We start from the raw sequence: 24,998 nt of genomic DNA, 5'->3' as shown, positions 1-24,998 counted from the left end.
CCCTCTCGGCAGGAACGCACGACGCCGGTATGCCGTGAGCTCACGGCATACCGGCGTCGTCGTCTCCCGACGGGGTCGGGACTACTTCACGAGGGAGCGCAGGACGTACTGGAGGATGCCGCCGTTGCGGTAGTAGTCGGCCTCACCGGGGGTGTCGATCCTCAGGACCGCGTCGAAGGACACGTCCTCGCCACCCTCCTTGGAGGCGACGACCCTGACGGTCCTCGGCGTGCGGCCCTCGTTGAGCTCGGTGACACCGGAGACCGCGAAGGTCTCCGTGCCGTCGAGGCCGAGCGAGTCGGCGTTCTGGCCCTCGGGGAACTGCAGCGGCAGGACGCCCATGCCGATGAGGTTGGAGCGGTGGATGCGCTCGTAGCTCTCGGTGATGACGGCCCGCACGCCCAGGAGCGCGGTGCCCTTGGCGGCCCAGTCACGCGAGGAGCCGGAGCCGTACTCCTTGCCGGCCAGGATGACGAGCGGGGTGCCCGCCGCCTGGTAGTTGGCCGAGGCGTCGAAGATCGTGCTCTGCTCCCCGCCCCGGGTGAAGTCGCGGGTGAAGCCACCCTCGACCCCGTCGAGCAGGAGGTTCCTGAGGCGGATGTTGGCGAAGGTGCCGCGGATCATGATCTCGTGGTTGCCGCGTCGCGAGCCGTAGGAGTTGAAGTCCTTGCGCTCGACCCCGTGGTCCGCGAGGTACCTGCCGGCGGGGCTCTCCGTCTTGATCGCACCGGCCGGGCTGATGTGGTCGGTGGTCACCGAGTCGCCGAGCTTCGCGAGGACGCGGGCGCCCTCGATGTCGGTGACCGGGGTCGTCTCCATCTGCATGCCGTCGAAGTACGGGGGCTTGCGGACGTAGGTCGACTCGGGGTCCCAGTCGAAGGTGTTGCCCTCGGGGGTGGGCAGGCTCTGCCAGCGCTCGTCACCGGCGAAGACGTCGGCGTAGTCGTCGGTGAAGAGCTTCTTGCTGATGGCACCGGCGATGGTGGACTCGACGTCGGTCGGGCTCGGCCAGATGTCCTTGAGGAAGACGTCGTTGCCGTCGTGGTCCGTGCCGAGCGAGTCGGTGTCGAAGTCGAAGTCCATCGTCCCGGCGAGGGCGTAGGCGATGACCAGCGGTGGTGACGCGAGGTAGTTCATCTTCACGTCGGGGTTGATGCGGCCCTCGAAGTTGCGGTTGCCCGACAGGACCGACACGACGGCGAGGTCGTGCTCGTTCACGGCCTGGCTGACCTCGTCGATGATCGGGCCGGAGTTGCCGATGCAGGTCGTGCAGCCGTAGCCGACGAGGTGGAAGCCGAGCTTCTCGAGGTAGGGCCACATGCCGGCCTTCTCGTAGTAGCCGGTGACGACCTTGGAGCCGGGGGCCATCGAGGTCTTGACCCACGGGGCGACGGTGAGTCCCTTGTCGACCGCGTTCTTGGCGAGCATGGCGGCCGCCATCATGACCGACGGGTTCGAGGTGTTGGTGCACGACGTGATCGAGGCGATCGCGACGATGCCGTGGTCGACCTCGGTCGCCTGGCCGTCGATGGTGATCGGGACCCTGCGCGTCGGACGGTCGAGGCCGCTGCCCTGCTCCGCCGGCTTGTCGCCGCCGTTCTGGCCCTCGGGCGAGCCCTGCGGCGTCGGGTCGCTCGCGGGGAAGGAGCTGGCGAGACCCTCGTCCCCCTCCTGGTGCGACACGTACGTCGGGAGGACCTTGCGGAAGGACTCCTTGGCGGCGGTGAGCGAGATCCGGTCCTGCGGGCGCTTCGGCCCGGCGATGGAGGGGACGACCGTGGACAGGTCGAGCTCGAGGCGCTCGGAGTAGCGGGCCTCGGGCTGGTCCGGCCCGGCGTGGAGCCACATGCCCTGCTCCTTGGCATAGGCCTCGACGAGGGCGACGGACTCCTCGGAGCGGCCGGTGAGGCGCAGGTACTCGAGCGTCACGTCGTCGATCGGGAAGATCGCACACGTCGACCCGAACTCCGGGCTCATGTTGCCGATGGTGGCGCGGTTGGCCAGGGGGACGGCCCCGACACCCTCACCGTAGAACTCGACGAACTTCCCGACGACACCGTGCTTGCGCAGCATCTCGGTGATCGTGAGGACGACGTCGGTCGCCGTCGCACCCTGGGGCACGGAGCCGGAGAGCTTGAAGCCGACGACGCGCGGGATGAGCATCGAGACGGGCTGGCCGAGCATGGCCGCCTCGGCCTCGATGCCGCCGACGCCCCAGCCGAGGACGCCGAGGCCGTTGACCATCGTCGTGTGGCTGTCGGTGCCGACGCAGGTGTCGGGGTAGGCCACGGTCCTGCCGTCGAGCTCACGCGTCATGACGGTGCGGGCGAGGTGCTCGATGTTGACCTGGTGGACGATGCCGGTGCCCGGCGGGACGACCTTGAAGTCGTCGAACGCGGTCTGGCCCCAGCGAAGGAACTTGTAGCGCTCGTGGTTGCGCTCGTACTCGATCTCGACGTTGCGCTCGAAGGCGTCCGAGCGGCCGAACACGTCGATGATGACGGAGTGGTCGATGACCAGCTCGGCGGGTGCGAGCGGGTTGATCTTCTCCGGGTTGCCCCCGAGGTCGGCGACGGCCTCGCGCATGGTGGCGAGGTCGACGACGCAGGGCACGCCGGTGAAGTCCTGCATGATCACGCGCGCCGGCGTGAACTGGATCTCGGTGTCGGGCTGGGCGTTCTCGTCCCAGCCGCCGAGGGCGCGGATGTGGTCGGCGGTGATGTTCGCGCCGTCCTCGGTCCGCAGGAGGTTCTCGAGGAGGACCTTGAGGCTGTACGGCAGCGTCTCGCTGCCCTCGACCGCCACGAGGCGGTAGATGTCGTAGGCCTTGTCGCCCACCTGGAGTTCGCCGTGTGCCTTGAAGCTGTCAGTGCTCGTCACGAGCCTGCTCCTTCCACGCGTCATCGCGTCTGATCGACCATTTATCTTGACATCAAGATACTATGGTGAGCCGTCACTGTCCACCTTCCCACGCCGAGGTCACGTGGACCGCTGCGGCATCGAGCGGCTCGGGCCCTCACGGGCTTCCCGGCTCGAAGATCGCGACGCACTCGACGTGGTGGGTCATCGGGAACGCGTCGAAGGCCCGCAGCGACCCGAGCGCGTAGCCGCGACCCATGAGGTATGCCGTGTCGCGGGCCAGCGCTGCCGGGTCGCAGGCCACGTAGGCGAGGGCGCGGGGTCGCAGGGCGACCACGGCGTCGACGACCGCCTTGCCCGCCCCGGTGCGCGGCGGGTCGAGCACGACGACGTCGGCCGACGGCGGGAGGTCGCTGTGGGGACGGCGGGGCGCAGCGCGCCGGCGATCTCGCCGGGGGCCGGCGACGCGACCGGTCGACTCGACGCCGAAGACGTGGTCGACTCGCCCCTGGACGTAGTGGACCCACGGGGTGGACCCGAGGTTGAGGCGCGCCTGCGCGACCGCGACCGGGTCGGACTCGACCGCGACGACCTGCCCGCCCTCCCCCACCGCGAGGGCGAGTGCCGAGGCGAAGACGCCGACGCCGGCGTAGAGGTCGAGGCAGCGCTCACCCGCACGCGGCTGCAGCCCGTCGAGGACCGCGTCGACGAAGGTGGCAGCCGCACCGGGGTGGACCTGCCAGAAGCCACGGGCGCTCACGTCGACGTCACGGGACAGGGCCCGTGCGGCGACGCGTTCGGTGACGACGGGCGCAGCGTCGGCACCGGACGGGACGCGGACGACGACCGGCGACCCGACGCTCGGGGCGACGACGTCGACGGCCTTCTCCCCGGACCAGTCGCCCTGCAGCACACCGGTGCCGATGACGTGCTCGCTCGCGATGAGGCAGTCGTCGACGGGCAGGATGTCGTGGGAGCGGTGACGTCGCATGCCCGCCCGGCCGGAGGCGTCCACGGCGAACTCCGTGCGGGTGCGCCACCTCAGTCCGTCCTCGTCGCCGGGCACGGGCTCCACCGTGACCTCACGGTCGAGACCGGCCAGCCGGCGCAGCTGCTCCTGCACGACCGCGGCCTTGAGCCGTCGCTGCTCGGGGACCCGGACGTGCTGGAAGTCGCAGCCCCCGCAGAGTCCGGGGCCGGCATACGGGCAGGGCGGTTCGACCCGCTCCGGTGAGGCGTCGAGCACCGCGACGGCGTCGGCGCGCAGGAACCGGTCCCCCGCACCGCCCTCGGTGACGCGGGCCCGCACGCGCTCGCCCGGGATCGCGTGCCGCACGAAGAGGACGCGGCCCTCATGACGGGCGACGACGAACCCGCCGTGGGCGATCGGTCCCGCGTCGACCTCGACCTCGTCACCGACGCCGAGCGCGTCCACGGCAGGGTCCGGGACGGGCGGAGTCCCCTCGCTCATCCTTCGCCGCGTCGCACGTCACCGGCGACCGGTCCGTCGAGTCGGTCCTCGACCCCCGCGGACGAGGCGAGCTGCCACGGCACGCTCGAGACCATGACGCCCGGCGTGAAGAGCAGCCGGGTCCGCAGGCGCAGCGCGCTCTGGTTGTGGAGCACCTGCTCCCACCAGTGGCCGAGGACGTACTGGGGAATGTAGACGACGACGAGGTCGCGCGGGTTGTCGCTGCGCACGGACTTGACGTAGTCGACGACCGGTCGGGTGATCTCGCGGTACGGGGACTCGAGCACCTTGAGCGCCACGGGAATGTCGCGGGCGTCCCACTCGCGCTGGAGCGTGGCGGTCTCGTCGGGGTCGACGTCGACCGTGAGCGCCTCGAGGACCGAGGGGCGGGTGGCGCGCGCGTAGGAGATGGCCCGCAGCGTCGGCTTGTGGATCTTGGACACGAGGACGATGGCGTGGACGCGGGACGGCAGCAGCTGCGCCTTCGTGTCCCCCGGCACCACGGCGAGCTCGTTGCGGACGTGGTCGTAGTGCTTGCGGATGGCGACCATGATCGCGAAGAGCGTGGCCATCGCCGCGATCGCGTAGCCGGCGCCGTGGAGGAACTTCGTCGCGAGCACGACGAGCAGGACGAGCCCGGACATGGCCGCGCCGACACCGTTGATGATGCGACTGCGCTGCATGCGCGTCCGCACCCGCCGGTCCCGCTCCAGCGCCAGGTGGCGGTTCCAGTGCCGCACCATGCCGACCTGGCTCAGCGTGAACGAGACGAAGACGCCGACGATGTAGAGCTGGATGAGCTTAGTGACCTGTGCGTCGTAGACCGCGATGAGGCCCGCGGCCGCACCGGCGAGCAGGAGGATGCCGTTGGAGAAGGCGAGCCGGTCACCCCGCGTGTGGAGCTGGCGCGGCAGGAAGCCGTCGCGCGCGAGGATCGAGCCGAGCACCGGGAAGCCGTTGAAGGCGGTGTTGGCGGCCAGCACGAGGATGAGGCCGGTGACGATCGAGACGAGCACGACGCCCGGGTGGAAGCCGTCGAACACCGACTTCGCGACCTGACCCATGACGGTGTCCTGCACGTGCCCCTCCCCGAGCGGCCGACCGTCCTGCAGCAGCTGCGTCTCAGGGTCCTCGGCGATCTTGACGCCGGTCCACCGGGCGAGAGCCACCATCGAGACGAGCATCGCGATGGCCACCCCGCCCATGAGCGCCAGCGTCGTGGCCGCGTTGCGGCTCTTGGGCTTCTGGAAGGCCGGGACGCCGTTGGAGATGGCCTCGACGCCGGTGAGGGCGGCGCAGCCGGAGGAGAAGGCGCGCAGGAGGAGGAAGGCCATGGCGGCCGTGCCCAGGGCGCCCATGCCCTCGACGGGCGCGAGCTCGTACGCGGCGCTCTCGGCCTGCGGGAGCGTCCCGGCCGCCTGTCGGAAGAAGCCGATGACGGCCATGCCGAGGATGGTGACGATGAAGAGGTAGGTCGGCGTGGCGAAGGCCTTGCCCGACTCCCGGACCCCGCGCAGGTTCATCGCCGTGAGCAGCACGACGATCGTGACGGCGGCCGCGACCTCGTGCCCGCGAAGGAACGTGAAGGCGGACGCCGCGTTCTGGACACCCGCCGAGACGGAGACGGCGACGGTGAGGACGTAGTCGACGAGGAGGGCGCTGCCCACGGTCAGCCCGGCCCGCGGCCCGAGGTTGACGCTCGCCACCTCGTAGTCGCCGCCACCGGAGGGGTAGGCGTGCACGTTCTGGCGGTAGCTGAGGATGATCACCGACATCACGACGACGACAGCCAGGGCGATCTCCCACGAGTGGGTCGCGGCGAGGGCGCCGCCGGCGAGACCCAGGGTCAGCAGGATCTCGTCCGGCGCGTAGGCGACGGAGGACAGGGCGTCACTGGCGAAGACGGGGAGCGCGAGTCGCTTCGGGAGAAGGGTCTCGCCCAAGCGGTCCGACCGCATCGCGCGGCCGAGAATGACGCGTTTGACGACGCGACCCGATGAGCTCACGGCGCCACTCTATGCACCTGCGCGCCGCGACGCGGTGCGGGTGCGCCGGTGTAGCGTCGAAGCGTGCATTTCGTCATCATGGGCTGCGGCCGCGTCGGTTCCTCCCTGGCTCGAGCCCTCGAGCGGGCCGGCCACGAGGTCGCCATCATCGACCAGGACGAGACGGCCTTCCGCCGGCTGGGGACGTCCTTCGAGGGGCGGCGTGTCGTCGGGGTGGGTTTCGACCGGGACACGTTGCGGCAGGCGGACATCGAGAAGGCCTACGCCTTCGCCGCCGTCTCCAGCGGTGACAACTCCAACATCCTCGCGGCCCGGGTGGCCCGCGAGAAGTTCGGCGTCGAGAACGTCGTCGCCCGCATCTACGACCCCGGTCGCGCCGAGATCTACCAGCGCCTCGGCATCCCCACCGTGGCCACCGTGAAGTGGACGAGCGACCAGGTGCTGCGTCGGCTGCTCCCCCAGGGCCACGTGCCCGAGTACACCGACCCCAGCGGCCGCGTCGTCATCGCCGAGATGCCGATCAACGAGGCCTGGGTCGGGCACCGCCTCTTCGACCTCGAGAAGGCGGCGGGTGGGCGCGTGGCCTACGTCAGCCGTCTGGGCGAGGGCCTCATCCCCGGCGCCGACACCGTCTTCCAGGACGGCGACCTCGTCCACCTCGCCCTCGACCGAGACCGCCTCGCCGAGGCGGAGCGGGTCCTCGACGCCGCCCCCACCACCCGCTGACAGCTAGGACCACACCACATGCGCGTCGTCATCGCCGGAGCCGGCAGCGTGGGCCGCTCCATCGCCCGCGAGCTCATCCGCAACGGGCACCAGCTCCTCCTCATCGACCGTGACGCCGACGGCGAGCGGGTGGCCAAGGTCCCCGATGCGGCGTGGCTGCAGGCCGACGCCTGCGAGCTGAGCGCGCTCACCGAGGCCGGGGTCGCCGACTGCGACGTCGTCGTCGCGGCGACCGGTGACGACAAGGCCAACCTCGTCGTGTCGCTGCTCGCCAAGACCGAGTTCGGCGTCCCCCGGACGGTCGCCCGCGTCAACAACCCCAAGAACGAGTGGATGTTCGACGAGGCGTGGGGCGTCGACGTCGCCGTCTCGACCCCGCGGCTCATGACGGCGCTCATCGAGGAGGCCGTCTCCGTCGGGGACCTCGTCCGGATCTTCGAGTTCCAGCAGGGGCACGCGGCCATGGTCGAGATGACGTTGCCCGAGGGGAGCCCGTATGCCGGCGCGCGCGTCGGTGACATCGCCTTCCCCGCCGACACCGTCCTCACCGGCATCATCCGCGGCGGGCACCCGATCGCCCCGAGCCGCGACGACGCGCTCGAGCCGCTCGACGAGCTGCTCTTCATCACGACCGTCGACGGCGAGGCGGACCTCGAGTCGATGCTCAGCCCCGGCACCCGTCAGAAGCGTCAGCTCGACGACTGAGCGGGTCCTCTCGGGTCCTCGGGCTCTGCGACCAGGCGCGGGTCGAGCTCCTGAGGGGTGCTGCCTCGCATGAGCAGCCACCCCATGACGGCGACGCCGGCGATCCACAGGGGCCAGCCGAGGACGATCTTGGCCACGCCGAGGGCCTCGACCTGCGCGGCGAGGTACAGCGGGACCTGGATGGAGAGCCGGATGGCGTACAGGGCGACGAGCACCCAGCTGAGCCGCGAGCAGACCCGGATCATGCCCGAGTCGCGACGCCAGCCGAAGGGGTCGTCCGCGGCGCGCGGGTCGCCGGCACCGACGAGGAAGCCGACGACCGGCCACCGGACGAGGATCGAGACGATCGTGCCGACGAGGTAGCCACCGGAGAGCAGCATCCCGGGGAGGAACGCGTCCTCCGCCCTGCCGCTGCGCATCGCGAAGAACGCGGCGATGGCCGTCGCGAAGACGGCGCCGAGGACGTGCTGGAGGCTGGAGCGCTGCACGACGCGGACGACGGCGAGCACGACCGCCACCCCGACCGCGGACCACACGGCGAGGCGCAGGTCCTGGCGCCAGCTCCACAGGGCGATGAAGGCGACCGTCGGCAGCGCGGTCTCGAACGAGCCGCGCCAGCCGCCGAGGGCGGTGGACAGCCGGTGCCGGATGAGCTGCTCGACGGTCTGCGCGGTCTGCCTCTCGGCGGGCGTGGTCACGGCGGTGGCATCGGGCGTGCTGTCGGCGGTCACTTGGTGGGGACGATCTGGTAGGTCGGGTTGAAGATCGTCGCGTGGCCCTTGACCTTGGCGACCCGGCCCTCGGCGACGAGGAAGACGCCGGGCTCGATCCCCGCGATGCGTCGCCGACCGACCCAGACGAGGTTGACCGACCGCTCCCCGTCGAAGAGCTCGGCGACGAGCACGGGGACGCTCTGGCGGGGCGGCATGGTGATGCAGCGGATGCTGCCCGCGACGGTGGCGGGGCGGCGGTCGACGAGCTCGCCGGCGCAGGCCACGGCCGACTCGGGGTCGGCCAGGGTCCGCTCACGGATCTCGTCGGCCTCGAGCTGGGTCTCGGTCCGGGCGAGGTCGCGCAGTCGCTCCTTGAGTCCCATCACCGCACCTCGGTGATCTCTGGCCCGCGCTCGAAGGGGTTGAGGTCGTCCGTCGACGTCGGGGGAAGGTCGGTGGGGGCCGTCGGCATGGGCGCCGCGTCCTCCTGCGGGAGTCGCAGCGGGAGCAGCTCGCGCGGAGCCATGGGGTCGCTCCCGCGCACCACGACGGTGCCGCGGAAGATCTCGAGGAGCGGGGCCGCCGCCGCGTCGTCGATGGCGCCGCGGCCGGAGATCACGCCGCGCAGGAACCAGCGCGGGCCGTCGACGCCGAGGAAGCGCGCCGGCGCGAAGACGGTGCGGCCGTCGGGCCCGGCACTGGGCATGCGGGTGCGCAGCTCCGCGCCGAGGTCGCCCTGCTCGACGTCCGCCGTGCCGCCCTGGGTCTCGATGGCCACGGCGATCTCGGAGCGGATGTCGGCCCAGAGGCCACCGCTCCGGGGAGCGGCGAAGGCCTGCATCTGCAGCGCGGACTCGCCGAGGACGGCGGTCGCGGCGATGACGTGCTGCTGCTCCTGGTCGATCTCGAGGCGCAGCTCCATGCCCTCACGTCCGTGGAGCCGGAGGGCGCCGAGGTCCAGCCGGCCGTCGTCGTCCTCGACCTCGGTGGCGTCGAACGGACCGGTGGAGCGGTCGACGGGGGCGTCGGGGACGGCGGTCTCCGCGTCGTCCGCGGCCTCGTCCTGCTCGCTCGGGTCGGTGGCACCGGTGTCGGTGTCGCGTTCGACTGCGGTCTCTGCGTCGGCCTTGCGCCGGCGAAAGATGCTCACGGTGTGGTCACTTCCTCGAAGGTTGCTGGAGGCGTCGTGCCGAAGCCTCCGGTGGATCCATGTCCAGTGTCACCCCGATCGCTCTCCGGGAGCGAACCGGCCTCGGTGAACTCGGCGTGGAGGTACTCCTGGACGACGAGCTGGGCGATCCGGTCCCCCACGTGCACGGTGAACGGCTCGGTCGGGTCGAGGTTCACGAGGTTGACGAGGATCTCGCCGCGGTAGCCGGAGTCGATCGTCCCGGGCGCGTTGACGACGGAGATCCCGTGGCGCGCGGCCAGGCCCGACCGGGGATGGACGAGGCCGACGGTGCCGGGTGGAAGCGCGAGGGCGATGCCGGTCGGCACGAGCGCACGCTCACCCGGGGCGAGGGTCACGGTGGCCGTCGCCGAGAGGTCGGCTCCGGCGTCACCCTCTGCGGCGTATGCCGGGGTGCGGGCCTGCGCGGACAGCCGCCGGAAGGCGACCGGAATGCGAGAAGGGCCAGTCACGGTGACTGACCCTATCTCGAACTCCGGCTCGTTCCGGCCGGTGTCGCCCTCGCTCAGGCGGCGCACTCGCTGCAGACCATCTGGCCGTTCTTCTCACTCGCCAGCTGGCTGCGGTGATGCACGAGGAAGCACCGCGAACACGTGAACTCGTCGGCCTGGCGCGGGATGACCCGCACCGACATCTCCTCGCCCGACAGGTCCGCTCCCGGGAGCTCGAACCCCTCGGCCTGCTCCGTCTCGTCCACGTCGACGCTGGAGGACCGCTTGTCGTTGCGACGTGTCTTCAGCTCCTCGATGGAGTCCTCTGACATCTCGTCGTCGGTCTTGCGTGGCGCGTCGTAGTCAGTTGCCATTGCTCTCCTTTCCACATGTCCTGTGGCCCGTCACCGGCACAGCCGCCGGTGCGTGGCATCCCTGCTTCGCCAGTCAACGCACGGACTGATGGTTTTGTGCCCTTGGGAGCCGTGATTGTGCACCATCAGCCGCAGGTACGCCACCGAGTGCCTGAGATTAGTCCTCCAGGTGCTCCCGCGTCCCTGCTTCGACGAGACCGGGGAAGGTCGCGGACAGTCCCGGCGCGCAGGCCCAGGTCAGCGCCTCGCCGGGCCCGTGGAAGCCTCCGACGTCCGCACCGGCCTCGGTCGCGACGAGCCACCCGGCCGCAAGGTCCCACGGGTTGAGACCCGTCTCGTAGTAGGCGTCGAGCAGCCCGGCCCCCACCGCGCAGAGGTCGAGCGCGGCGCTGCCGATCCGGCGGATGTCGCGCACCTGCGGGAGCAGGTCGAGCACGAGCCGACCCTGGCTCTCGCGGCGCCGCGCGGCATACCCGAACCCGGTCCCGACCAGCGCCTGGGCGAGCTCGGAGCACGAGGTGGGCGCCAGGCGGCGCTGCCCGTCGCCGACGACGAGGTGGGCCCCACCACCGGTCCGGGCCCGGTAGAGCTCATCGGTGACCGGGTTGTAGACGGCGCCTGCGAAGGGGCGCCAGGCTCCGGCCGTCGTGGGGTCGCCGACCACGGCGGCGACGGACACGGCATACGCGGGTATGCCGTAGAGGTAGTTGACCGTGCCGTCGATCGGGTCGATGACCCAGGTGATCCCGGAGGTGCCGGACGCTCCCCCGCTCTCCTCGCCGAGGACGCCGTCGTCGGGGCGGGCCTCGTGCAGGCGGGCGACGAGGTGGTCCTGCGAGCGCTGGTCCATCTCGGTGACGACGTCGGTGGCGCTGGACTTCGTCGCGGAGACCTCGACGGCGTCGGGTCGCTCGTCGACCACGAGCCGACCGGCCGAGCGAGCGACGTCGGCCGCGAGGGCCTCGAGCGCCGAGGCGAGCGCGTCGTCGGGGAGGGTCAGGTCCATGTCAGTCCCTGCCGCACAGGGCGGGCTTGGCCGCGCGCAGGTTCGGGCAGCAGCCCGGGTCGCACACGGAGGGTCGCAGGTCGCCCTGGTCCGCGCGGGCGGGGACGACCACCTCGTCACGCGCCTCGGCGGCCCGTTCCTGGAGCAGGTCGACGAGCGTCTCGACGAAGACCGGGTGGGTGCCGGCGGTGGGGACGCGGACCATCCGGACGCCGACCCGGTCGGCCGTCTCCTGTGCCTCGCGGTCGAGGTCGTTGACGACCTCCATGTGGTCGGAGACGAAACCGATGGGGGCCACGACGACGGTGGAGACGCCCTCGGCGGCCAGCTCCTCGATCCGGTCGTTGACGTCGGGCTCGAGCCACGGGGTGCGGGGGCTGCCCGACCGGGAGCAGAAGACCAGCTCGTGCTCGAGGGTCGTGCCGGTGCGCGCCGCGAGCCCCTGCGCGATGAGGTGGCCGACGCGGAGGTGCTGCTCGACGTAGAGGTTGCCGTCACCGTCGCCCGGACCGGAGGTGTCGTCCATCGCCTCGGGCACCGAGTGGGTGACGAAGAGCAGCCGCGCTGCGGCGAGGTCGGCCGCGGGGACGTCGGCGACGGCCTCGACGAGGCGTTCGGTGTTGACCGCGACGAAGCCGGGGTGGAGGGCGTACGGGCGGACCTTGTCGATCTCGAGGTCGACACCGGCGCCGCCGAGCCCCTCGGTGGCCGCGGCCAGGTCCTCGCGGTACTGGCGGCACCCGGAGTACGACGAGTAGGCGGAGGTGACGACGACGCAGATGCGCAGCATTCCCTCGGCCCGGGCCGCCCGGAGGGTGTCGGTGACGTAGGGGTCGCTGTTGCGGTTGCCCCACAGGACCGGGACCGTCGAGCCGCGACGCGCGACCTCGGCCTCGAGGGCTGCGCGGAGCTCCCGGTTCTGGTCGTTGATGGGGCTGCGCCCACCGAAGTGGTGGTAGTGCGTCGCCACCTCCTGGAGGCGGTCCTCGGGGACGTCCCGGCCCGCGGTGACGCGCCTCAGGAAGGGCATGACCTCGTCGGGCGCCTCGGGCCCCCCGAAGGACAGCAGGAGCACGGCGTCGTACGGGGCGAGGGCGTCGTCGTGGGACGTGGTCGGCATGGGTCCAACCTAACGAGGTGAGGTACGGGGATCGTGACCGGCGTGGGCTGCTTTGCCGTGCGGGTCAGGGATGGCACAGTCAGGGGGACCGCACCACAGCCCGGGAGAGTTCAGATGAAGGACCTTCGCCTCATCGGCGTCCACGAGGACGGCGAGCACGTCCTCCTGTCCGACGCCGAGGGGCAGCGCTACCGGGCCCCCCTCGACGAGGCCATGCGCGCTGCTGCGCGGCGCGACCGGCCGCGGCTCGGCCAGCTCCAGATCGAGATCGACGGGGGGCTGCGTCCGCGCGACGTCCAGGCCCTCATCCGGTCGGGGCTGTCCACCGAGGAGGTCGCCGACCGTGCCGGATGGACGATCCAGAAGGTGCAGAAGTTCGAGGGCCCGGTGCTGGCCGAGCGCGAGTACATCGCCCAGCAGGCCCGCTCCTGCGTCGTCGGGCACATCCGGTCCGCGTCCGGTTCCGCCGGTCCGGAGCAGACCCTCGGGTCTCGCTCCGACGAGCGGCTCAAGGAGCGCGGCGTCCGCGGCGAGCTCGTGCAGTGGGACTCCGCACGCCTGGACGACGGCCGCTGGACCGTTGCCGTGACCTTCCCTGCCGGTGGGCGTGAGCGGACCGCGTCGTGGCGCTTCGACCCGCGCCTGCGCTCGCTCATTCCCGTCAACGACGAGGCCCGCTGGCTGAGCGAGGAGGTCAGCGCCGACTCGGCGATCCCCACCCCGCACGTGGCGAGCAGCGCCAACCCGGCCAACGCGGTCTTCGACCTCGAGGCCGAAGGTGGAGTCGACGCGTCGACTCCGGCGCGCCGTGCGTCCTCCTCGTCGGTTCGTGAGCCCATCGACCTCATGGCGGCGATGCGGGAGCAGTCGACCCGCTCGCGCCGTGGGCGCTCTCGTGGCCGCTCGACGCCGACCCACACACCGCTCACGGACTCTCCGCGCGAGGACGCCCTCCCCCTCGAGGACCTCGTCATGGACCCCGCGGACGCACCTGAACCTCCGGCTGCCCGGGGCGAGCACCCGGTGAGCGCACACCTCGACGAGCGTGCCGAGGCTGACGCGGACACGACTCCGGAGTTCTCCGACGTCGACGCGCACGACGAGCTGTCGTCCGACCCGAGCGCGTCCTTCTCCGACGACGAGCTCTCCGGATCGCCGGCGGCGGACGACGACGTGGCGCTGGCCGGCTCGGCGGACACCGACTCGGTCGCCGGCGACACGGACGAGGTCGAACCGGACGACGTCCCGGCCGACGACGTCCCGGCCGCGCAGGACGAACCGGCCGAGTTCGGCGACCAGAACCCGGCGCAGGACGAGCCGGTGGCCGTTCCGACTGCGTCCCCGCGTGGCCGCAAGAGCGGGGGCCGCAAGGCCGGCCGCACCAGCGTCCCCAGCTGGGACGACATCATGTTCGGCGGCCGCGGCGGCAGCAGCGCCTGACCGTCTCGGGTGGTGTTCGACGATCACCCCCTGCGCTGTGCCCGTCCGGGCCTACGCTGGACCGGTGCTGACGGGTAGGTCCGTGACCCTGCGGCCGGTCCGCGACGTGGATCTGGACGCGCTGTACGACGCACACACGAACATCCGCAACCGAGGTGCGTACTTCCCGCTCGGGGTCATGTCGCAGACCGCCTTCCGTCGCGAGTTCGCCGAGCACGGCTTCTGGCAGAAGACCGAGGGAATGCTCGTCATCGAGTCCCCCAACGGCGAGATCGCCGGGCACATCGAGTTCTTCCGTCCGGTCGCCTACTGGGATGCGTTCGAGCTTTCCTACCAGCTGTACGACGACCGGTACGCCGCACGGGGGTTCGTGACCGAGGCCGTCCAGCTGCTCGTGGACCACCTCTTCGGCACCAAGAAGGAGCACCGGATCCACTTGGTGATCGTCCCGGAGAACGCGGCCTCCCGACGCATCGCGGACAAGTGCGGCTTCGTGCTCGAGGGCACCGTCCGCGGCGCGTTCTTCAACGACGGTCGCAACCAGGACGTGCTGCTCTACTCGCTGCTGCGGACCGACCCCCGGCCCTGGCGCGACGGCGTCGCCGGTCCCTGATCGTTCGAGCCACGGAATGCGGGTTCGTACCTCGTCCCGGGGTGGTCGGACACGATTCACGCTGACCTGAGTGGGTATCACCCACAGTCAGTCCTTCACGGAAGGAGACCCGCGATGTCGAGGGACCTGAGTGACCGCTCCAACCCGAGGAAGCCGGAGACGTCCGCCAGAGGGTCGCGGTCCCACCATCTTGAGACGTCGTCCTCGGCACAGAGGAGCGAGGGGAACCGGCGGGCGGCGGCGCTCGGGGTGTGGCTGCTGCCGGTCTACGCCCTGCTCCTGGCACTGAGCACCCTCACTCACGAGCCGGACCATGCCGAGGACTTCGAGGCCTGGTCGCGCTATGTGACGACCGACGTGTTCGTCGTGAGCCACGTGGGTGCCAGCATCCTCGGAGCGGGGCTGGGGCTGGTGGGGGTCGTCTGCGCCATGGTGCTCATGCTGCGTGGTCCCGCCGCGGGCACGGCTCTGGTCGCCACGGCGCTGACGATCCTCGGGAACGTCCTGTTCACCAGCATCTTCGCCGCCGCTGCATACGCGCAGCCCGCCATCGGCCGCGCCTTCCTCGCGGAGATGCCCGGAGCGGAACGCCTCTATGACGACGTGTACGGCGCCCCGTTGCTGACTGCCCTCGCTCTCGGCGCGGTGACGTTCGTCGCGGGGGCACTGCTCCTCGGTCGCGCGTTCGCCCGCACGGACCCGTCACTGCGGTGGGCGGGCTGGACCTACGGCGCCAGCCTGGTGGTGTTCCTCATCGCGGGGTTCACGGTGTCGTTCCTCCAGCCCGTGGCGGCTGCCGTCGCCTGTGTCGCCGCCGTCGTGGTGTCGCTCCGCCTGCCGACCCTCGCGGCGTAGCCGGACGCCGTCCACGTGGTTCCTCGGTCCGTCAGCCCGGCGGGACGCCGAGCAGCCCTGACCGCGTCCGGGGGAGGCTGTTGGCCCCGCCGGGACCCGGCCTGACGGCGAGGACCTGGTTGACGCCGAGCCGGTGTGACTGGAACGCCAGAGCCGACCCGGCCATGTAGAGGCGCCACACCCGCGCCCGGCCGGCGCTGGACAGCCGAACGGCCGCGTCCCAGTTCTGTTCGAGGTTTCCGACCCAGGCGCGCAACGTGTCCGCGTAGTGCTCCCGGATCGACTCGACGTCACGGACCTCGAACCCGGCCGACTCCAGCGCGTCGACGACCGTCGACAGGGGATGCAGCTCACCATCGGGGAACACATAGCGGTCGATGAAGGAGGTCCGGTCTCCCCGGGGGTCACCGGGCGGCCCTGGCCGGCGGGCGATCGCGTGGTTGAGCAACCGCCCGCTCGGTGACACGAGGCCGTGGAGGTGGGCGGCGTACTCGCCCAGCCGGGACAGCCCGACGTGCTCCGCCATCCCCACGCTGGCGATGGCGTCGAACGGACCGTCGGTGACGTCCCGGTAGTCCTGGACACGGACCTCGACCCGGTCCTGAAGTCCCAGCTCAGCGATCCGGGAGCGTGCGTAGGCGGCCTGCGGCTGCGACAGGGTGACCCCCACGGCCCGCACGCCGTACTCGCGGGCCGCGTGGACGATCAGGGCCCCCCACCCGCAGCCCACGTCCAGCAGGCGCATGCCCGGGGTCAGGCCCAGCTTGCGTGCGACGAGGTCGAGCTTGGCGCGCTGCGCGTCCTCGAGGGTGTAGCTGGAGGAGGGTGCCCGCTCGAAGTACGCGCAGGAGTAGACCATCGACGGGCCCAGGACGAGCTCGTAGAAGTCGTTGCCCACGTCGTAGTGGTGGGACACCGCCCTGGCATCCCTGCCCCTGTCGTGACGGTGACCGGACAACCGGATCTCCTCGCTCGGGGGCCGAGGTGGTGGACCCAGCGCGCCGAGCCGCACCACCGCCCTGGCGACGGCGGCGCGGGTGTCGGGGCCGACCCGCACCCCTGGCCCCCTCTCGGGGTCGGCGAGCTGGTCGAGGCGGGTCAGCGCATCGAGGAGGTCGCCCTCCAGCTGGATGTCGCCGGACACGTAGGCGCGCGCGAACCCCAGCTCGTTAGGAGCCCAGACCAGGCGGCGAAGGGCTCGACGGTTCGTGAAGCGGACGACGACGTCGGCGTCCGACGGACCGATCGAGCTCCCGTCCCAGCAGTCGACCCGGACCGGAAGGTCGGTGCCGAGGGCGGCGTCGACCACGGGGCGCAGAACCGCGGCGGCGTTCATCCCACACCTCCCAGGAGATGCTGTGACCGTACCCGCGCCGCACCCACGCATGCGGGGTGTCGGCCCAGAGCCCCGCACGTGCCGTGGCCGTGCACACTCGCTGGTGTGAAGACCTACACCCTGCTGGATCACGATCGCCGGCCCTTCCAGTCACCCGTCCCCGGAACGTTCGGCGGACACCGGCGCGGGAAGATCTATGGCCGGCTCGACTGCCCGACGGCCCTCCGCTCCATCGCCAACGGCCAGTACGTCCAACACCGGGTGTTCTTCGCCGACGAGGACGTGGCCATCGCTGCCGGGTACCGCCCCTGCGGCCACTGCCTCCGGTCGAGGTACCGCCAGTGGATGGCGGACGAGGAGGCGCGCCCGGCCGCGAACCCCGAGCCCTGAGCCTCGCCGCGCAGGGCGAGCCGCGTTCGTGCCGCACCGACGTCCCCGCCACCGGCCTCGGCGTTGCAGCGGAGCCCGTACGCGGTTCAGAACGGTGGCTGCACCGTGGTCCGGGGCGACCACCACAGCGTCACCGGCGTCGGCGCCCCGTCCCGTTCCAGCAGCTCGACCTGTCGCCACAGGTGGTCCTCGAGCAAGGACGGGACCTCACGAGCATCGAGCTCGCGCATCCGGGACGAGCGCTCCGCTGAGCCGGTCGGTGCTTCCCCGTCGTGATCGCTGCCACACCTGGTCGGGGCATCGGGAGGTGACGTCGAGGACGCGAGGGGGACGGTGGCGCGGTCGAGGTGGTCGATGGGGTGGGTCGTTGACCTTCGGCCGGTGGGGTCGGTCCAGTGCGCGGTCCCGTCGGGGTCGAGTCGGACGGTCCACCCACGTCGCTGCTTGATGCGGTGGTGGCGGCGGCACAGGCACATGAGGTTGGTGGGCGTGGTGGCACCGACGGGCCAGGCGATGACGTGGTCCTGGTCGGTGAACATCGCGTTGGTGGAGCAGTTCGGGAACCGACATCGCCCGTCGCGGAGCCGGACCAGGCGCGCCATGTCCGGCGGGACGACATACCCGTCGCTGCGGCGTGCGGCGTCCTTGCGAGCACGCTTCGCCAACGACGCCGGGACGGCGCCACCGACGACGGCGCCGGTGTCCGGGTCACAGAGCAGCGGCGTCGACGACACCAGCGACGCACCCGCTGCGAGGCGGTCGAGGTCCATCAGCGTGGGCACCGTCGACCCCAACCCGCCGACCTCGGTCAGCCGCGAGCCGTCATCGGTCACATCCGTGGCCGCGCCCGGCTCAACGGGAGCCCCTGTCGCGGGGTCGGTGGGGTCTGCCGGGACGGTCGCATGGAGGTGGACGGTGACGTCGGCTTGCGCCAGGACCAGCTGGGCCAGTGCGTCGGCGCGGGCCTGCGCCAGCGTCAGGTCGGGGTCGGCACGACGCAGGGTGCGCGCCAGGGTGTCGACGGCCTGCCACATCGGGGCCGACTGCTCCACCGGGAGCTCGGCCTCCCAGTGGTCGGTCCCCATCGTCGCCGGCGAGCGACGCACCGAGCGCCCCTCCCGTACCGCCTTGGCCTGCGCCGCCACCAGCTTCGGGTGAGCCCGCGCGATCATCCGCCGCACCCGCGCGCGCAACGGACCCGTGGTCTCGTCCCACCCGCCCCGCGCGCCGTAGTGCGCCACCAGCGCGTCGACGATCGCGTGCGCACCCCCCTCGGGGCACACCTCGACCTCCGTCGTCACCACCCGCGCCCTCCACGCGTCGAGGTCGCCGGCCACCATCTCCGTGACCAACCGCGGGGTCGTGGTCACCTGGTGGATCGCGACCTCGACCCGGGTCGCCGCAGCCTGCTCCGTGATCCCCAGCATCGGCCCGACGAGCTCGGGGGCGTCGAGGGCCCGGTGCCCCAGCCCGCGGTGCTGCTGCACCCACCCGCCGTTGCGGTCGACGACGTCCTCCACCGCGGCGACGTGCGCCACCGCGACCGTCTGCACGCCGGCCAGGGTGTTCGTCGACCGGTGCGTCTCCTCGACGACCGCGAGCAGCTGCTCGCGCGACAGCACTGCGAGGTCCGTGTCGGCCAAGGCGCGCGCGACAGCGGCGGTGGACGCCCGCAGTGTCCGCAGTGCCTCGTCGATCTCCATACCTGAAACCTACCGACGACCACTGACAGTCACCCGTGGACGAAGGCCGTCACCAGGCCTGCGGGACAACGCCGTTGGTGGTGAGACCCCGTGCGCGACCACGACCGCGACCACGACCACGAGCACACGGCATACATCAGAAGGAAAGGGCCGCGTCAGTCGCGCGGAGGCACCGCGCACACGTCGAGGTCGAACGGCAGGACGTCCGGGGTCGCGGACGCGAGGCGCGCCGCGTGGCTGTTCATCCGGCGCATGTAGTGGCGGCGGCAGAGCACCTCGTACTCGACGAGGCTGTCGCTCGCGGCCGCCGTGTCGCCGACGACGACCTGCTCCCCCTCGACGACCATGACGCCGTCGATGATGCGCGCGTTGTGCGTCGCCCGGGCGCCGCACCAGCAGAGCGCCGCGACCTGGAGCACCTGGACCCGGTCGGCGAGCTCGAAGAGCCGCTTCGACCCGGGGAACAGCTCCGTGCGGAAGTCCGCGGTGATGCCGAAGCAGGTGACGTCGATGCCGAGCTCGTCGACGATCCGGGCGAGCTGCTCGATCTGCACGGCGGTGAAGAACTGGGCCTCGTCGCAGATGAGGTAGTCGGCCCGCTGCCCGTGGGTGAGGTGTTCGACGACGACGTCCCAGAAGTCGAGGTCGTCGGAGACCTCGTGGGCCTCCATCGAGAGGCCGAGGCGCGAGGAGAGCACCGACTCCCCCATCCGGTCGAGCTTGGTGAAGATCAGCCCGACCCGCTGGCGTGCCCGATGGTTGTGGTCCATCTGGAGCGCGAGGGTGGACTTGCCGCAGTCCATCGTCCCGGAGAAGAACACCAGCTCAGCCACGAGCCGACACCCTATGACGCGCGCGCGGGGACGTGGAACATCGGCACCGGCACCTCGTCGTCGGTGAGCGAGCCGTGCAGGCCGACGAGGGCCAGCAGCTCCGGGCGGTGGTGGCGCGAGTCGACGACGGCGTGCGGCTCGCGCATGGCGACGACGACGTCACCGATGCGGGCGAGGTGGTCGTCGTGGACGGCACCGAAGAGTCCGCCCGAGACCGCCTCGTCCTGGGACAGCACCCAGGCCACGTCGCCCAGTCGGGCCCGCCACGTCGCCAGGACGTCGTCGACGGCGCCCGGCTCGCAGTACAGCTGGGGTGCCCGCGGCTCACCGCCGGTGTGCCGCACTCCCGCGGCGAGCTCCGAGTCGTACGCGACGTCCACGCGGTTGGCCATCGGGACGTCGACCATCCCGTGGTCCGCGGTGATGGTGAGCGAGCAGTCGGACGGCAGCCCGTCCGCAAGCCGCGCCAGCGCGCGGTCGATCGTCTCGAGCTCGTCGCCCCACTGCCACGACTCGCACCCGTGGACGTGGCCGACCTTGTCGAGGTCGCCCCAGTACAGGTAGGTCAGCGACGCCGGGCGGGACCGTGCGTGGGCGAGGGTCGCGTCGACGCGGGCGTCGAGGGTCTTCGCGGAGACGAAGCGCCCTCCCCGCAGGGCCGCGCGGGTGAGCCCTGACCCGTCGAAGAACGCCGGGCCGATCCGGGCGACGTCGAGGCCGCCGGCGACGGCCCGCTCGAAGCAGGTCGCGCGCGGCTGCCAGCGCTCGGGCACGGGGCCGTTCTCCCACGACAGCTCGTTGAGCAGCCGGTCCTCGCCGGGGACGAGCACCTCGAACCCGACCAGCCCGTGCGATCCGGGGGTCAGACCCGTGCCGAAGGACCCCATCGAGACGGGCGTGGTCGACGGGAACCCACTGGCCACCCGCAGCCCGTCGGCGAAGAGGGTGCGCAGCCAGGGGGCGTGCCCGCCGCGGCGGCGCAGCAGGTCGTAGCCCAGACCGTCGACGAGGACGACGACGGCGCTGCGGGCCGGTGCCAGCGCCCAGCGAGCCCCGGAGCCGGGGACGCCCAGGGCGGCGAGGACGGACGGGAGGACGTCACCGAGCCCGCCGGCGGCATACGACGGAGCGGGAGCGAGTCCGGGTGCAGCCCGGGACGACGGCACCGGCGCGCTCGGCGTCACCGGCCGAGCGAGGCCGACAGGGCGTGCGCGAACGAGATGGCCTGCTGGAGCGCCGAGTCGCCGTCGGCCGTGGCCGAGACGCGCAACGCGATGTCGTCGCTCGAGATGGTGCCGTCGTAGCCGTGGTCGGCGTCGCATCCCGGCTCCCCGCACGTCGCGGGGAGCAGGTCGACGCGGCTGACGGCGCCCCAGCCGAGGGTCAGCGTGAGCTCGCGACCGAGGGACCCGGGGACGTAGTTCTGGGGGTCCTCGACGACGTGGGTCAGCATGACCCCGCGCACGGCGGAGAGCGGGATGCTCTCGGTGGTCGCGGTGGCGACCTCCTGCTCGGGGACACCGGCGGGCGCGCCCTCGGCCTCACCCGCGCCCTCGTCGGCGTGGTCGTCGGCGTGGGCGATGACGAGCCGCGACGGCGTGAGCACGAGGACGGTGACGTGGCGACGGATGACGTCGCGGTCGAACGTCGTCTCGAGGTGGACGAGGTGCGAGCGCACCTCCTCACCGGCGAGCGCGGCCGAGACGACGTCGCCGACGAGCGCCGGGTAGTAGCCCGCCCGCTCGATCGCGGAGGTGAGGTCCACCGGCAGGGTGGGGACGTCGAACGAGGGCTTCATACCCGCCATTCTGCCGCACGGCACCGACCGCCCCGTCCGCCCATGTGCTCAGGTGAGCGAGCGCCGCCCCGGGTCGGTGCGGCGGGCCATCGGTGCCACGGTGACCTCGGCGCCGAGCACCTCGACTCCCCCGGGGTGCGCGTTGACCGGGTTGAGCCGCATCGAGACCACCTCCGGCATGTCGTCGCTGATGACCGACACCCTGGCGATGAGGTCGGCGAGCGCGGCGCGGTGCACCGGGGTCGAGCCGCGGTGCCCGTGCAGCACCGGCGCAGCCTTGACCGAGGAGATGAGCTCCGAGACGGCGACGTCGGTGAGCGGTGGGATGCGGTGGGCGATGTCGTCGAGCAGCTCGGTCGGCAGCCCCGCCACCCCGAAGCTCACCACCGGCCCGAAGAGCGCGTCCTCGTCCGACGACACGAGGCACGCGACACCGGGGGTCGCCATCCGCTGCACCTCGAGCTGGCCGGCCGCGAGCGGCGAGAGCCGGTCGTGGAGCGAGATCCACGCCTCGGTCACGGACTGCGCGTTGCCGAGGTCGACCCGGACCCCGGTGATCCCGCCCTGGTGACGCAGCATCGGAGCGGCCGACTTGAGGACCACGGGGTAGCCGATCTCCTCGGCCGCCTCGACGGCCTCCTCGACGGTCGTGACCCGCCGGGACGGCCACACCTCGATCCCGTAGGCGGTCAGCAGCGCCCGCGTCTCGTCCGGGTTGAGGCGCCGGCCCTCGGGGCTCACCGACAGGACCGTGTGGACGACGTCCTCGGCCACCCGCCGGTTGATCCCCGCCGGGGCGACCGGGACGCCGTGGTCCTTGTTGCGCCACTCGGCGTACTTCGTCGCCTTCGCGAGGGCGTAGGCCGCGTCCTCCGGCATCGCGTAGACCGGGATGGCCTGCCCGGTGCCGCCCTCGTCGATGTGGGTGGAGGAGTCCACGCCCCGCATCCCGAGGAACGTCGCGACGCAGGTCTTGTCGGACCCGCGGGCCGCGGCGCGCACGGCCTCGGTGACGTCCTCGTCGTGGGCGACGATCGGGGGGATGAAGCAGGTCATCACCGAGTCGACGTCGGGGTCGTCGAAGGCCGTGGCCAGCACGTCCCGGAACTCCTCGAGGGTGGCGTCCGAGGGCAGGCTCACGGGCCCGTGCGTGACGGTGAGCCCGCGACCGGCGACTGCACCGGCCGACAGCGCACCCAGCGCCGCCGAGTTGCCGACGATGGCCACGCGCCGCCCGGCGGGCAGGGGCTGGTGGACGACGAGCTGCGCGACGTCGAAGAGCTGGTGGACGTTGGAGACCCTCACCACCCCGGCCTGCCGGAGCATCGCGCCGAACACCGCCGGGCGCACCTTCGTCCGGCGGACCCGGTGCCCGGGCGGGGTGCCGTACGCCGAGATGCCGGACTGGACGACGATGACCGGCTTGATGAGGCCGAGGTTGCGCGCGATCCGCGAGAACTTGCGCGGGTTGCCCATCGACTCGAGGTAGAGGCCGACGGCGTGCGTGTCGTCGTCGTCGATCCAGTACTGCATGAGGTCGTTGCCCGAGACGTCGACCCGGTTGCCCGCCGAGGCGAACGTCGAGATCCCGAGGTTGCGGCGGGCTGCCGACGCGAGGACGGCGATCCCGAGGGCGCCGGACTGCGAGAAGAGGCCGAGGTGCCCGACCGGGGGCATCGTCGGCGACAACGAGGCGTTGAGCGACATCCCGGGGTGGGTGTTGATGATCCCGAACGAGTTGGGCCCGACGATGCGCATCCCGGACCCGCGCACCCGACGCACGAGCTCGGCCTGCAGCTCGTCTCCCTCTCCCCCGCCCTCGCCGAACCCGGCGCTGACGACGAGCAGCGCCGCGACCCCCGCCTCCGCGCACTCGTCGACGACCTTGAGCACCTTCGGCGCCGGGACCGCGATGACCGCGAGGTCGACCGGACCGGGGACGTCACCGATCCTGTCGTATGTCGTCCGCCCGAGGATCGCCTTCGCCTTGCGGTTGACGGGGTGGACCTCGCCCGTGAACTCGGCCTCGAGGAGGTTCTTGAGGAAGTGGTGCCCCATCGTCTTCGGGGACCGTCCGGCGCCGATGACCGCGACGATCCGCGGGCGCATGATCCGGCTGACGCTGATCGCCTCGGCGCGGTGCTCGCGCGACATCGCGACGGCCTTGGAGCGGTCGGTCGGCTCGATGTCGAAGTGCAGGGCGACGATGCCGTCCTCGACCTTGCGGCTGACCTCGTAGCCCGCCTCCGAGAACACCGTGAGCATCTTGCGGTTCTGGGGCAGCACCTCGGCCGTGAAGCGGGTGATGCCGAACTCCTGCGCGATCGCGGCCAGGTGCTCGAGCAGCACCGACCCGATGCCACGACCCTGGTAGTGGTCGCTGACGTTGAAGGCGACCTCGGCCGAGGTCGCGTCGATCCGGTCGTAGCGCCCGATGCCGAGGATCTCGTCGCTCACCGTGATGACGAGTGCGACGCGGTCGACGTAGTCGACGTGGGTGAAGCGGTGGACGTCCTTGTCGGAGAGTCGCCGCAGTGGCGCGAAGAACCGCATGTAGATCGACTCGTCCGACTGCCGCGCGTGGAACGCGTGGATCTTCTCCTCGTCGGTGGGCAGGATCGGGCGCAGGTGGCCGACGCTGCCGTCACGGAGCACGACGTCGGCCTCCCACTGCACCGGGTAGCCCGGTGGCAGCTCGACGTCCTCGCTCATGGGCACATCGTGGCACGGCACCATGTCGACCATGGATCTCATCGACGCGGTGTCGCGGCGCCGGATGGTGCGACGCTTCCGGCCCGACCGCGACGTGCCCTTCGACACGGTCGAGCGCCTCGTCCGGCTGGCGCAGCGCGCCCCCAGCGCCGGGCACACCCAGGGCTGGGACGTCCTCGCGCTCACCGACGCGGCCGACCGTGAGCGCTTCTGGGACGTGACCCGCGACAGCACGGCCACCGAGCCCGACGCGCGTTCTCCCTGGCTGAGCGGGGTGTCGGCCGCCCCGGTGCTGCTCGTCATGCTCGCCGACCCGACGGCCTACCTCGACCGCTACGCGGAGCCGGACAAGGGGTGGACCGACCGCTCCCTCGACCGCTGGCCCATCCCGTACTGGGACACCGACACGGCGATGGCCGCGATGATCGTGCTGCTCGGGGCCGTCGACGCCGGGCTCGGAGCCCTGTTCTTCGGCGTTCCCGGGTCCCGTCACGACGCGCTCAGGGCGGCGTATGCCGTTCCGTCCGACCGGCGGGTCGTCGGTGTCATCGCGCTCGGGCACGAGGCGGAGCGGGTGCGGAGCCCTTCCCTCGGGCGGGGGCGGCGCCCGGTCGCGGAGGTCCTGCACCACGGGCGGTTCGGCGAGTCGGGGTCGGGGACGTCAGGCCCCTGAGGGAGGATGCGGTGATCGACCCGCGGCAGGTCCGCGAGACCACGA

Annotated in this window: 23 protein-coding genes; 7 read left to right on the top strand and 16 right to left on the bottom strand. The window is 71.8% G+C overall.

Annotated features, from left to right (window positions below; all coding sequences use genetic code 11):
• Positions 1 to 81: 81 nt before the first annotated feature.
• The 3 genes from N801_RS04730 to N801_RS04720 all read right to left on the bottom strand — a co-directional run bounded on the left by N801_RS04730 (position 82) and on the right by N801_RS04720 (position 6,336).
• Complete coding sequence (locus N801_RS04730) at positions 82 to 2,880, bottom strand: aconitate hydratase (protein ID WP_035933580.1); 2,799 nt, start codon at positions 2,878 to 2,880, stop codon at positions 82 to 84.
• Positions 2,881 to 3,016: 136 nt separating this feature from the next.
• Positions 3,017 to 4,330: a class I SAM-dependent RNA methyltransferase gene (locus N801_RS04725; protein ID WP_052112605.1), complete on the bottom strand. Its 1,314-nt coding sequence runs from the start codon at positions 4,328 to 4,330 to the stop codon at positions 3,017 to 3,019.
• Positions 4,327 to 6,336 (bottom strand): APC family permease, encoded by a 2,010-nt coding sequence (locus N801_RS04720; RefSeq protein ID WP_035933573.1) that lies wholly within the window; start codon positions 6,334 to 6,336, stop codon positions 4,327 to 4,329. The genes N801_RS04725 and N801_RS04720 overlap by 4 nt, the downstream gene beginning before the upstream one ends.
• Before the next feature lie 63 nt (positions 6,337 to 6,399).
• On the opposite strand from N801_RS04720, the gene N801_RS04715 reads away from it, so the two are divergent.
• Both N801_RS04715 and N801_RS04710 read left to right on the top strand, forming a co-directional pair.
• On the top strand, positions 6,400 to 7,062 hold the full coding sequence (locus N801_RS04715; protein WP_035933571.1) for a potassium channel family protein: 663 nt from the start codon (positions 6,400 to 6,402) through the stop codon (positions 7,060 to 7,062).
• Positions 7,063 to 7,080: 18 nt separating this feature from the next.
• Positions 7,081 to 7,767 carry a potassium channel family protein gene (locus N801_RS04710; RefSeq protein WP_035933569.1) on the top strand — a complete coding sequence of 229 codons (687 nt, stop codon included), beginning with the start codon at positions 7,081 to 7,083 and terminating at the stop codon, positions 7,765 to 7,767.
• Here N801_RS04710 and N801_RS04705 read toward each other — a convergent pair.
• The 7 genes from N801_RS04705 to N801_RS04675 form a co-directional block, all read right to left on the bottom strand.
• The gene (locus N801_RS04705; RefSeq protein WP_084108205.1) at positions 7,752 to 8,498 is read right to left on the bottom strand and encodes a DUF3159 domain-containing protein; all 747 of its coding nucleotides are present in this window, start codon (positions 8,496 to 8,498) and stop codon (positions 7,752 to 7,754) included. The two genes, N801_RS04710 and N801_RS04705, sit on opposite strands and share 16 nt — an antisense overlap.
• Entirely contained in the window at positions 8,495 to 8,863 is a 369-nt protein-coding gene (locus N801_RS04700; protein ID WP_035933567.1) for an OB-fold nucleic acid binding domain-containing protein, read from the bottom strand. The genes N801_RS04705 and N801_RS04700 overlap by 4 nt, the downstream gene beginning before the upstream one ends.
• Positions 8,863 to 9,630: a DUF3710 domain-containing protein gene (locus tag N801_RS04695; RefSeq protein ID WP_035933566.1), complete on the bottom strand. Its 768-nt coding sequence runs from the start codon at positions 9,628 to 9,630 to the stop codon at positions 8,863 to 8,865. Before N801_RS04695 ends, N801_RS04700 begins: the two co-directional genes overlap by 1 nt.
• On the bottom strand, positions 9,627 to 10,121 hold the full coding sequence (gene dut / locus N801_RS04690) for a dUTP diphosphatase (RefSeq protein WP_052112615.1): 495 nt from the start codon (positions 10,119 to 10,121) through the stop codon (positions 9,627 to 9,629). The genes N801_RS04695 and dut overlap by 4 nt, the downstream gene beginning before the upstream one ends.
• 53 nt (positions 10,122 to 10,174) lie before the next feature.
• Complete coding sequence (locus N801_RS04685; protein WP_035933564.1) at positions 10,175 to 10,474, bottom strand: DUF4193 domain-containing protein; 300 nt, start codon at positions 10,472 to 10,474, stop codon at positions 10,175 to 10,177.
• Positions 10,475 to 10,631: 157 nt separating this feature from the next.
• Complete coding sequence (locus N801_RS04680; RefSeq protein WP_035933561.1) at positions 10,632 to 11,480, bottom strand: inositol monophosphatase family protein; 849 nt, start codon at positions 11,478 to 11,480, stop codon at positions 10,632 to 10,634.
• Position 11,481: 1 nt separating this feature from the next.
• Positions 11,482 to 12,600 (bottom strand): ferrochelatase, encoded by a 1,119-nt coding sequence (locus tag N801_RS04675; protein ID WP_035933558.1) that lies wholly within the window; start codon positions 12,598 to 12,600, stop codon positions 11,482 to 11,484.
• Positions 12,601 to 12,714: 114 nt separating this feature from the next.
• Here N801_RS04675 and sepH point away from each other — a divergent pair, with 114 nt between their 5' ends.
• The 3 genes from sepH to N801_RS04660 all read left to right on the top strand — a co-directional run bounded on the left by sepH (position 12,715) and on the right by N801_RS04660 (position 15,508).
• On the top strand, positions 12,715 to 14,040 hold the full coding sequence (sepH, locus tag N801_RS19555; protein ID WP_052112604.1) for a septation protein SepH: 1,326 nt from the start codon (positions 12,715 to 12,717) through the stop codon (positions 14,038 to 14,040).
• Positions 14,041 to 14,104: 64 nt separating this feature from the next.
• Positions 14,105 to 14,653, top strand: a complete 549-nt coding sequence (locus tag N801_RS20935; RefSeq protein ID WP_169744205.1) for a GNAT family N-acetyltransferase — start codon at positions 14,105 to 14,107, stop codon at positions 14,651 to 14,653.
• A gap of 114 nt (positions 14,654 to 14,767) precedes the next feature.
• Entirely contained in the window at positions 14,768 to 15,508 is a 741-nt protein-coding gene (locus tag N801_RS04660; RefSeq protein WP_156996479.1) for a hypothetical protein, read from the top strand.
• A 31-nt stretch (positions 15,509 to 15,539) separates the two neighbouring features.
• Here N801_RS04660 and N801_RS04655 read toward each other — a convergent pair whose 3' ends face one another.
• A complete protein-coding gene (locus tag N801_RS04655) occupies positions 15,540 to 16,844 on the bottom strand; it encodes a class I SAM-dependent methyltransferase (RefSeq protein ID WP_035933554.1) in 1,305 nt (434 codons plus the stop codon).
• Between the two features lie 105 nt (positions 16,845 to 16,949).
• On the opposite strand from N801_RS04655, the gene N801_RS04650 reads away from it, so the two are divergent.
• Entirely contained in the window at positions 16,950 to 17,234 is a 285-nt protein-coding gene (locus N801_RS04650; protein WP_035933551.1) for an Ada metal-binding domain-containing protein, read from the top strand.
• An 86-nt stretch (positions 17,235 to 17,320) separates the two neighbouring features.
• On the opposite strand, the gene N801_RS04645 is transcribed toward N801_RS04650, so the two are convergent.
• The 5 genes from N801_RS04645 to N801_RS04625 form a co-directional block, all read right to left on the bottom strand.
• Positions 17,321 to 18,937 carry an HNH endonuclease signature motif containing protein gene (locus N801_RS04645; RefSeq protein WP_035933548.1) on the bottom strand — a complete coding sequence of 539 codons (1,617 nt, stop codon included), beginning with the start codon at positions 18,935 to 18,937 and terminating at the stop codon, positions 17,321 to 17,323.
• Positions 18,938 to 19,092: 155 nt separating this feature from the next.
• Positions 19,093 to 19,770, bottom strand: a complete 678-nt coding sequence (locus N801_RS04640; RefSeq protein ID WP_035933546.1) for a thymidine kinase — start codon at positions 19,768 to 19,770, stop codon at positions 19,093 to 19,095.
• 11 nt (positions 19,771 to 19,781) lie between these two features.
• Entirely contained in the window at positions 19,782 to 20,954 is a 1,173-nt protein-coding gene (locus tag N801_RS04635) for an alkaline phosphatase family protein (protein ID WP_245618219.1), read from the bottom strand.
• Positions 20,951 to 21,577 carry a DUF5998 family protein gene (locus N801_RS04630; RefSeq protein WP_035933540.1) on the bottom strand — a complete coding sequence of 209 codons (627 nt, stop codon included), beginning with the start codon at positions 21,575 to 21,577 and terminating at the stop codon, positions 20,951 to 20,953. The genes N801_RS04635 and N801_RS04630 overlap by 4 nt, the downstream gene beginning before the upstream one ends.
• Before the next feature lie 39 nt (positions 21,578 to 21,616).
• Positions 21,617 to 24,280, bottom strand: coding sequence for a bifunctional acetate--CoA ligase family protein/GNAT family N-acetyltransferase (locus tag N801_RS04625; protein WP_035933537.1), 2,664 nt, complete (start codon positions 24,278 to 24,280; stop codon positions 21,617 to 21,619).
• Positions 24,281 to 24,311: 31 nt separating this feature from the next.
• On the opposite strand from N801_RS04625, the gene N801_RS04620 reads away from it, so the two are divergent.
• Positions 24,312 to 24,953, top strand: coding sequence for a nitroreductase family protein (locus tag N801_RS04620; protein ID WP_035933702.1), 642 nt, complete (start codon positions 24,312 to 24,314; stop codon positions 24,951 to 24,953).
• The last annotated feature ends 45 nt before the right edge of the window (positions 24,954 to 24,998 follow it).

This window comes from Knoellia aerolata DSM 18566, assembly GCF_000768695.1.
Taxonomy (GTDB): Bacteria; Actinomycetota; Actinomycetes; order Actinomycetales; family Dermatophilaceae; genus Knoellia; species Knoellia aerolata.
Note: the sequence above shows the minus strand (reverse complement) of the source record. Positions and strands in the feature narration are given on the sequence as shown.